The sequence below is a fragment of the Kitasatospora sp. NPDC054939 genome (assembly GCF_053610105.1).
This window is the reverse complement of record NZ_JBSGXP010000069.1, coordinates 32,325-40,859: the sequence shown is the minus strand read 5'-3', so window position 1 is coordinate 40,859 and position 8,535 is coordinate 32,325. Positions and strand designations below refer to the sequence as shown.

6 protein-coding genes are annotated in these 8,535 nt (G+C 72.1%); 5 read left to right on the top strand and 1 reads right to left on the bottom strand.

Going from position 1 to position 8,535, the window contains the following annotated elements:
* Nucleotides 1–77: 77 nt before the first annotated feature.
* On the bottom strand, nucleotides 78–1,019 hold the full coding sequence (locus tag ACWGB8_RS20620; protein ID WP_452214967.1) for a heme o synthase: 942 nt from the start codon (nucleotides 1,017–1,019) through the stop codon (nucleotides 78–80).
* Nucleotides 1,020–1,490: 471 nt separating this feature from the next.
* On the opposite strand from ACWGB8_RS20620, the gene tkt reads away from it, so the two are divergent.
* The 5 genes from tkt (at nucleotide 1,491) to pgl (ending at nucleotide 8,407) form a co-directional block, all read left to right on the top strand.
* Entirely contained in the window at nucleotides 1,491–3,674 is a 2,184-nt protein-coding gene (gene tkt, locus ACWGB8_RS20615) for a transketolase (RefSeq protein WP_452214966.1), read from the top strand.
* Between the two features lie 6 nt (nucleotides 3,675–3,680).
* Nucleotides 3,681–4,820 carry a transaldolase gene (tal, locus tag ACWGB8_RS20610; protein ID WP_452214965.1) on the top strand — a complete coding sequence of 380 codons (1,140 nt, stop codon included), beginning with the start codon at nucleotides 3,681–3,683 and terminating at the stop codon, nucleotides 4,818–4,820.
* Nucleotides 4,821–4,881: 61 nt separating this feature from the next.
* Entirely contained in the window at nucleotides 4,882–6,438 is a 1,557-nt protein-coding gene (zwf, locus tag ACWGB8_RS20605; protein ID WP_452214972.1) for a glucose-6-phosphate dehydrogenase, read from the top strand.
* Complete coding sequence (opcA, locus tag ACWGB8_RS20600) at nucleotides 6,435–7,622, top strand: glucose-6-phosphate dehydrogenase assembly protein OpcA (protein WP_452214964.1); 1,188 nt, start codon at nucleotides 6,435–6,437, stop codon at nucleotides 7,620–7,622. Before zwf ends, opcA begins: the two co-directional genes overlap by 4 nt.
* Before the next feature lie 44 nt (nucleotides 7,623–7,666).
* A complete protein-coding gene (gene pgl, locus ACWGB8_RS20595; RefSeq protein WP_452214971.1) occupies nucleotides 7,667–8,407 on the top strand; it encodes a 6-phosphogluconolactonase in 741 nt (246 codons plus the stop codon).
* The last annotated feature ends 128 nt before the right edge of the window (nucleotides 8,408–8,535 follow it).

The following is an 8,535-nucleotide window of genomic DNA, read 5'->3' as shown; positions in this document are numbered from 1 at the left end:
CCCACCGGGGGGCCCCCGGTCGCTTCGCCCGGGGCCCCGCCGTACACCTCGCGCGCTGCGGACCGCTTCGCTGCGGACTACTTGACGAAGGGGTCCACCGCGATCACCACGAACAGCAGCGTCAGGTAGGTGATCGACCAGTGGAACAGCCGCATCTCCTTCAGCTTCGCGCCGACGACCCCGGCCTTGGCCCGGGCGTGCAGCCCGTGCGCCTCCTTCAGCCAGGCCGCGCCGAGCAGCACCGCGGAGACCGGGTACAGCCAGCTGGTCTCGGCCAGCGGCCAGAGCAGCAGCGAGACGCCGACCATCACCCACGAGTAGGCGACGATCTGCCGGGCCACCGCCAGGTTGCCCTTGATCACCGGGAGCATCGGCACCCCGGCCCGGGCGTAGTCGTCGCGCACCTTCATCGACAGCGGCCAGTAGTGCGGCGGCGTCCAGAAGAAGATGACGAGGAAGAGCACCAGCGCCGACCAGGACAGCGCGTTCGTCACCGCGGCCCAGCCGACGAAGACCGGCATGCAGCCGGCGATGCCGCCCCAGACGATGTTCTGGGCGGTCCGGCGCTTCAGCCCGAGGGTGTACACGAAGACGTAGAAGAGGAGTGCCCCGAGGGCCAGCGCCGAGGACAGCCAGTTGACCAGGTAGCCCAGCCAGAGCGTCGACAGCACCCCGAGGGCGATGCCGAAGACCAGCGCCTCGCGCGGCGAGACCATGCCGGTGACGATCGGGCGCCGCTCGGTGCGCGACATCACCGCGTCGATGTCCCGGTCGATGTACATGTTGAGGGCGTTGGCGCCGCCCGCCGAGAGGTAGCCGCCGACGACCACCTGGAGCACCAGCAGCGGGTCCGGCACGCCGCGCTGCGCCAGGAACATCACCGGAACGGTGGTGATCAGCAGCAGCTCGATGATCCGAGGCTTGGTCAGTGCGACGAATGCACCGACACGGGCCCCGAACGGCCGGTGCGCAGGCGTCGCCCCGGTGACCCCGGCGGGACGGGATTCGACGGCGGTCACTAACACCCCAACTGAAGATGAAGCTTCGCAGGCGTCCACGGGAACGGAGTTCCCGAATCGTCCGCTCTGCGCGTACCACGACACCATAGACGCTCCATATCTCCCCACCGGCTCCGGGGTCCCCCGGCGGGGCGGATCGCACACCCCTGGGTGAACCCACGAACCCGACCTCGCAGGACACCGGTCCCCCGTCTCGACCACCGGACGCGCAAACCCGTTCGGAGCGGGAGAGGCTGGGACAAAATTCCCAGCGATCCCCTCGTGGGATCAAACAGGGGGAATCAGGCTCGGAGGAGACGGGTTGTGCAAGCACGGAGGGTGAGCCCCGGCCCGGGCGGTAGGCTCCCGTTCCAGAAGCGGGATCTACCCTCCGTGACCGGCACCACCCAAGCGTCGGGCCACAGCGACGTGGCCGACCCGGTCCCCAATTCACGGGGTCACTCTTCACAACGGAAGGAGCCCTGAGACAGGGTGAGCACGACGCCGACGAATGCATTCGAGTGGTCCGAGCTGGACGAACGTACGGTCGACACCGCCCGCGTCCTGGCGATGGACGCGGTCCAGAAGGTCGGCAACGGACACCCCGGGACGGCCATGTCGCTGGCCCCGGCGGCGTACCTGATCTTCCAGCGCTTCCTGCGGCACGACCCGACCGACCCCGAGTGGGCGGGCCGGGACCGGTTCGTGCTGTCCCCCGGGCACACCAGCCTGACCCTCTACACCCAGCTCTACCTCTCCGGCTACGGCCTGGAGCTGGACGACCTCAAGGCCTTCCGCGTCGCCGGCAGCCGCACCCCGGGCCACCCGGAGTTCGGCCACACCGCCGGTGTCGAGACCACCACGGGACCGCTCGGCCAGGGCATCGCCAACGCGGTCGGCATGGCGATGGCCGCCCGCTACGAGCGCGGCCTCTTCGACCCGGAGGCCCCGGCCGGCAGCTCGCCGTTCGACCACACCATCTGGGCCATCGTCTCCGACGGCGACCTGGAGGAGGGCATCTCCGCCGAGGCGTCCTCGCTCGCCGGCCACCAGAAGCTCGGCAACCTGGTCGCCCTGTACGACGACAACCACATCTCCATCGAGGGCGACACCGAGACCGCCTTCTCCGAGGACGTCCTCAAGCGGTACGAGGCGTACGGCTGGCACGTCCAGCGGGTCGCCCCGAAGTCCAACGGCGACATCGACGTGGCCGCCCTGGCCGAGGCCCTGGAGGCCGCCCGCGCCGAGACCGCCCGCCCGTCGATGATCGCTATGCGCACGATCATCGCCTGGCCGGCCCCGGACGCGCAGAACACCGCCAAGGCGCACGGCTCCGCGCTCGGCGCCGCCGAGATCGCCGCCACCAAGAAGGTCCTGGGCTTCGACCCGGAGAAGACCTTCGAGGTCAGCGACAAGGTCATCGAGCACGCCCGCCTGGTGATCAAGCGCGGCAAGGCCGCCCGCACCGAGTGGGAGCAGTCCTTCGCCGCCTGGCGCGAGGCCCAGCCGCACCGCGCCGCCGAGTTCGACCGCATCGTGGCCGGCGAGCTGCCCGAGGGCTGGAAGAAGGCCGTCCCGGTCTTCGAGCCGGGCAAGGAGGTCGCCACCCGCAAGGCGTCCGGCGAGACCCTCAAGGCGATCGGCTCGGTGATCCCGGAGCTGTGGGGCGGCTCGGCCGACCTCGCGGAGTCCAACCTCACCACCATCGAGGAGGACAGCTCCTTCCTCCCCACGGACAACCCGCTCAAGTCCGCGAGCCCCTACGGCCGGACGATCCACTTCGGGATCCGCGAGCACGCCATGGGCTCCACCATGAACGGCATCGCGCTGCACGGCCGCACCCGCGTCTTCGGCGGCACCTTCCTGGTCTTCGCCGACTACATGCGCCCGGCCGTCCGCCTGGCCGCGCTGATGAAGCTGCCGGTCACCTACGTCTGGACGCACGACTCGATCGGCCTCGGCGAGGACGGCCCGACCCACCAGCCGGTCGAGCACCTGGCCTCGCTGCGCGCCATCCCCGGGCTGACCATGGTCCGCCCGGCCGACGCCAACGAGACCGCCGTCGCCTGGCGCACCGTGATCGAGCGGCAGACCACCCACCCGGGCCCGGTCGGCCTGGCGCTCACCCGCCAGAACGTCCCGACCTTCGACCGCGAGGTGTTCGCCTCCGCCGAGCTCACCGCCAAGGGCGGCTACGTGCTCGCCGAGGCGTCGGAGGGCATCCCGCAGGTGATCCTGATCGGCACCGGCTCCGAGGTCCAGCTGGCCGTCAGGGCCCGCGAGGTGCTGGAGGCCGAGGGCATCGCGACCCGGGTCGTCTCGCTCCCGTCCTTCGAGTGGTTCCAGGAGCAGGACCAGGCGTACCGCGACAGCGTCCTACCGCCGACCGTCAAGGCCCGCGTCTCGGTCGAGGCCGGCATCGCCCAGGGCTGGCGCGAGCTGGTCGGCGACCACGGCCGGATCGTCTCGCTGGAGCACTTCGGCGCCTCCGCCGACTACAAGGTGCTCTTCGAGGAGTTCGGCCTGCCGGGGGCGGGGGTGGTGGGGGTGCCCCACACCCCCGGGCGCTCGCCCTATGGGCACACCCGATACCCCCGCGGGGGCGGGGGCCCCCCCCCCCACCCGGGGCGCCCCGGCCCGCCCGCCGACCCCACACCGATGAACAAGAAGGACTGAAGCACCATGACTGACGCACTGAAGCGCCTCAGCGACGAAGGCGTGGCGATCTGGCTGGACGACCTCAGCCGCAAGCGGCTGAACACCGGCAACCTCGCCGAGCTGGTGCAGAACAAGCACGTGGTGGGTGTCACCACCAACCCGACCATCTTCCAGAAGGCCATCGGCGGCGGCGACTCCTCCTACGACGGCCAGCTGCGCGACCTCGCCGTCCGCAAGGTCACCACGGACGAGGCCGTCCGCATGATCACCACCTCGGACGTGCGCGACGCCGCCGACGTGCTGCGCCCGGTCTACGACGCGTCCAACGGCCGCGACGGCCGGGTCTCCATCGAGGTCGACCCGCGCCTGGCGCACGAGACCGCCGCCACCGTGGCCGAGGCCAAGCAGCTGTGGTGGCTGGTCGACCGCCCGAACGTGTTCATCAAGATCCCCGCCACCAAGGCCGGCCTGCCCGCCATCGCCGAGGTCATCGGCAAGGGCATCAGCGTCAACGTCACGCTGATCTTCTCGCTGGAGCGCTACAAGGCCGTCATCGACGCCTACCTGACCGGCCTGGAGTCCGCCAAGGCCAAGGGCCTGGACCTCTCCCAGATCGAGTCGGTCGCCTCCTTCTTCGTGTCGCGCGTCGACACCGAGATCGACAAGCGCCTCGACAAGGTCGGCGGCGACGCCAAGCAGCTGCGCTCCAAGGCCGCCCTCGCCAACGCCCGCCTCGCCTACCAGGCGTACGAGGAGGTCTTCGGCACGGTCGACGGCAAGTCCGCGGGCAGCGCCCGCTGGAAGGCCCTGGAGGCGGCCGGCGCCAAGCCGCAGCGCCCGCTCTGGGCCTCCACCGGCGTCAAGGACCCGGCCCTGTCGGACACCCTGTACGTCACCGAGCTGGTCGCCCCGGGCACCGTCAACACGATGCCCGAGGCCACCCTGGACGCCACCGCCGACCACGGTGTGGTCACCGGCGCCACGATCGTCCCCAACTACGCCGACGCCCAGGCCGTCATGGCCGCAATCGCCGCCGCCGGGGTGGACTACGACGACGTGGTCCAGGTCCTGGAGGACGAAGGCGTCGAGAAGTTCGAGCAGTCCTGGAACGAGCTGCTCGACACCGTCACCTCATCGCTCGCCTCCTTCGCCGACCAGAAGTGACCACTTCGTACCGTCGGTCCACACACGCGGAGCCCATCACGTGAGCACAGATTTCCCGGAGTTGACGGCCGAGTCGGACGCGGGAGAACCCCCGTCGGCCCCGGCCAACCCGCTCCGTGACCCCGCCGACCGACGGCTCCCGCGCATCGCGGGGCCGTCGGGCCTGGTCATCTTCGGGGTCACCGGCGACCTCTCGCGCAAGAAGCTGATGCCGGCCATCTACGACCTGGCCAACCGCGGCCTGCTGCCCCCGGGCTTCTCGCTCGTCGGCTTCGCTCGCCGCGAGTGGGAGGACGAGGACTTCGCGGCCGAGGTCCACGACGCCGTCAAGCAGCACGCCCGCACCCCCTTCCGCGAGGAGGTGTGGCAGCAGCTCGCCAAGGGCATGCGCTTCATCCAGGGCACCTTCGACGACGACGACGCCTTCGACAAGCTCCGGGCGACCATCGAGGAGCTGGACAAGGCCCAGGGCACCGGGGGCAACTTCGCCTTCTACCTGTCCGTCCCCCCGAAGTACTTCCCCACCGTCGTCCAGCAGCTCAAGAAGCACGGCCTGGCCGACCCGCCGCAGGGCTCCTGGCGGCGCGCCGTCATCGAGAAGCCCTTCGGCCACGACCTGGAGAGCGCCCAGGAGCTCAACCGGATCGTCCACGAGGTCTTCCCCCGGGACGAGGTCTTCCGGATCGACCACTACCTGGGCAAGGAGACGGTCCAGAACATCCTGGCGCTGCGCTTCGCCAACCAGATGTTCGAGCCGATCTGGAACCGCTCGTACGTCGACCACGTGCAGATCACCATGGCCGAGGACATCGGCATCGGCGGTCGCGCGGGCTACTACGACGGCATCGGCTCGGCCCGCGACGTCATCCAGAACCACCTGCTCCAGCTGATGGCGCTCACGGCCATCGAGGAGCCGGCGTCCTTCCACCCCAAGGCGCTGGTCGCCGAGAAGCTGAAGGTGCTCAGCGCCGTCAAGCTCCCGGCCGACCTCGGCGCGCACACCGTGCGCGCCCAGTACGCGGCGGGCTGGCAGGGCGGCGAGGAGGTCGGCGGCTACCTCGACGAGGACGGCATCAACCCGGGCTCCAAGACCGACACCTACGCGGCCATCAAGCTGGAGATCAACAACCGCCGCTGGGCGGGCGTCCCGTTCTACCTGCGCACCGGCAAGCGCCTGGGCCGCCGGGTCACCGAGATCGCGGTGGTCTTCCAGCGCGCCCCGTACCTGCCGTTCGACTCCTACGCGACCGAGGAGCTGGGGCAGAACGCCCTGGTCATCCGGGTCCAGCCGGACGAGGGCGTCACCGTGCGGTTCGGCTCCAAGGTGCCGGGCACCTCCTTCGAGGTCCGCGACGTCACCATGGACTTCGCGTACGGCGAGTCCTTCACCGAGTCCTCCCCGGAGGCGTACGAGCGGCTGATCCTGGACGTGCTGCTCGGCGACGCGAACCTCTTCCCGCGCCACCAGGAGGTCGAGCTGTCCTGGCAGATCCTCGACCCGATCGAGAAGTACTGGGACACCCACGGCAAGCCGGCCCAGTACCCGGCCGGCACCTGGGGCCCGGTCGAGGCGGACGAGATGCTCGCACGAGACGGCAGGAGCTGGCGCCGGCCATGAAGATCGACCTCACGGACACCACGTCCAGCAAGATCAACGCAGCCCTGATGGAGGCCCGCCGGGCGAGCGGCTCCACCGCCGCCGGCATGGTGCTCACCCTGGTCATCGTCACCGACGAGGGCAGCGCCTACGACGCCCTCAAGGCGGCCAACGACGCCTCCCGCGAGCACCCCTCGCGCACCCTGGCGGTCATCAAGCGCGCCGGGCGCTCGCCCCGGGCCCGCGCCGAGACCCGGCTGGACGCCGAGATCCTGGTCGGCAGCGACGCGGGCTCCGGCGAGACGGTCGTCCTGCGCATGCACGGCGAGCTCGCCGCGCACGCCCAGTCGGTCGTCCTGCCGCTGCTGCTGCCGGACGCCCCGGTCGTGGTCTGGTGGCCGGACAATGCGCCGCTGCACCCGGCGCAGGACCCGCTGGGCGCCCTCGCCCAGCGCCGGATCACCGACGCCGTCACCGCCGAGTCCCCGGTGGGCCAGCTCGCCCAGCGGGCGCAGAGCTACACCCCCGGCGACACCGACCTGGCCTGGACCCGGATCACCGGCTGGCGCTCCATGCTGGCCGCGGCGCTGGACCAGCGGCCCACCACGATCACCTCCGCGGTGGTCGAGGGCGAGTCGTACAACCCCAGCGTCGAGCTGCTCGGCCTCTGGCTGCACAACCGGCTCCACGTGCCGGTCGAGCGGGTCGTCACCGGCGGCCCGGGCATCACCGCGGTGCGGCTGCGCACCAAGGACGGGGACATCACCCTGGACCGCCCGGACGGCCTGATGGGCGCGCTCTCCATGCCGGACGCCCCGGACCGCCAGGTGGCGCTCAAGCGCCGCGAGACGGCCGAGCTGATCGCCGAGGAGCTGCGCCGGCTCGACCCGGACGACATCTACGCGTCCGCCGTGAAGACGCCCGTGGACCGGCTGCGCGACGCGGCCCCCGGCCCGTCCGCCCCGGCGGAGGAGGACGCCGCCGAGGAGGCCGGCGCCGCCGCGCCGACCGTGGTCGAGGCCGCGGTCGCCGCCCCGGCCCGGGTGACGGCGAAGGTCCCGGCCGCCGGGAAGGCCGCGACCGGGAAGGCCGCCGCCAAGAAGACCGCTGCCAAGAAGGCGACCGGCGGGAAGGCCGCTGCCGGGAGGTCCGCTGCCGGGAGGACGGCCGCCCCCGGCCGCACCACCCGGAAGGCGCAGTCGTGACGGCGGCCACCCCGCAGCTGGTCGTCCACCGCGACAAGGAGCTGATGGCCCAGGCCGCCGCGGCCCGGCTGATCACCCGGATCGTGGACGCCCAGGCCGCCCGCGGCACCGCCTCGGTGGTGCTGACGGGCGGCCGCAACGGCAACGCGCTGCTGGCCGCCATCGCCGCCTCCCCGGCCCGGGACGCGGTGGACTGGGCCCGGCTGGACCTCTGGTGGGGCGACGAGCGCTTCCTGCCCTCCGGCGACCCGGAGCGCAACGCCGTCCAGGCCAGGGCCGAGCTGCTGGACGCCGTCCCGCTCGACCCGGAGCGGGTGCACGAGATGCCCGCTTCGGACGGTCCGGACGGCTCGGACGTGGAGGCCGCCGCGGCGCGCTGCGCCGAGGAGCTGGCCGCGGCCGCCGGGCCGGGCGACCGGCTCGGCGTGCCGGCCTTCGACGTGCTGCTGCTCGGCGTCGGCCCGGACACCCACGTCGCCTCGCTCTTCCCCGAGCACCCGGGCGTGCGGGAGTCGGAGCGGACGGTGGTCGGGGTGCGCGGGGCGCCCAAGCCCCCGCCGACCCGGGTCTCGCTGACCCTCCCGGCGATCCGGGCGGCCCGCGAGGTCTGGCTGCTGGCGGCCGGCGCGGACAAGGCGGGCGCGGTAACGCTGGCGCTGTCCGGCCCCGGCGAGCTCCAGGCGCCCGCCTCCGGGGCGTACGGGCGCGGTCGCACCCTGTGGCTGCTGGACCGTGCCGCGGCCGCCCAGCTGCCGCCCCAGCTGTACCCGCCGGCCTCGGCCTGACGGAGCGGGCCCCCGGGCCCGGAAAGCGGGAAGGGCGCCACCGGTCGTGAACGGTGGGGCCCGTCGGGCGGTGCGGGGGGCGTGGGCCACAGATCCAGTGTAGTATAAAAAACTGACGCTGCCGCCGC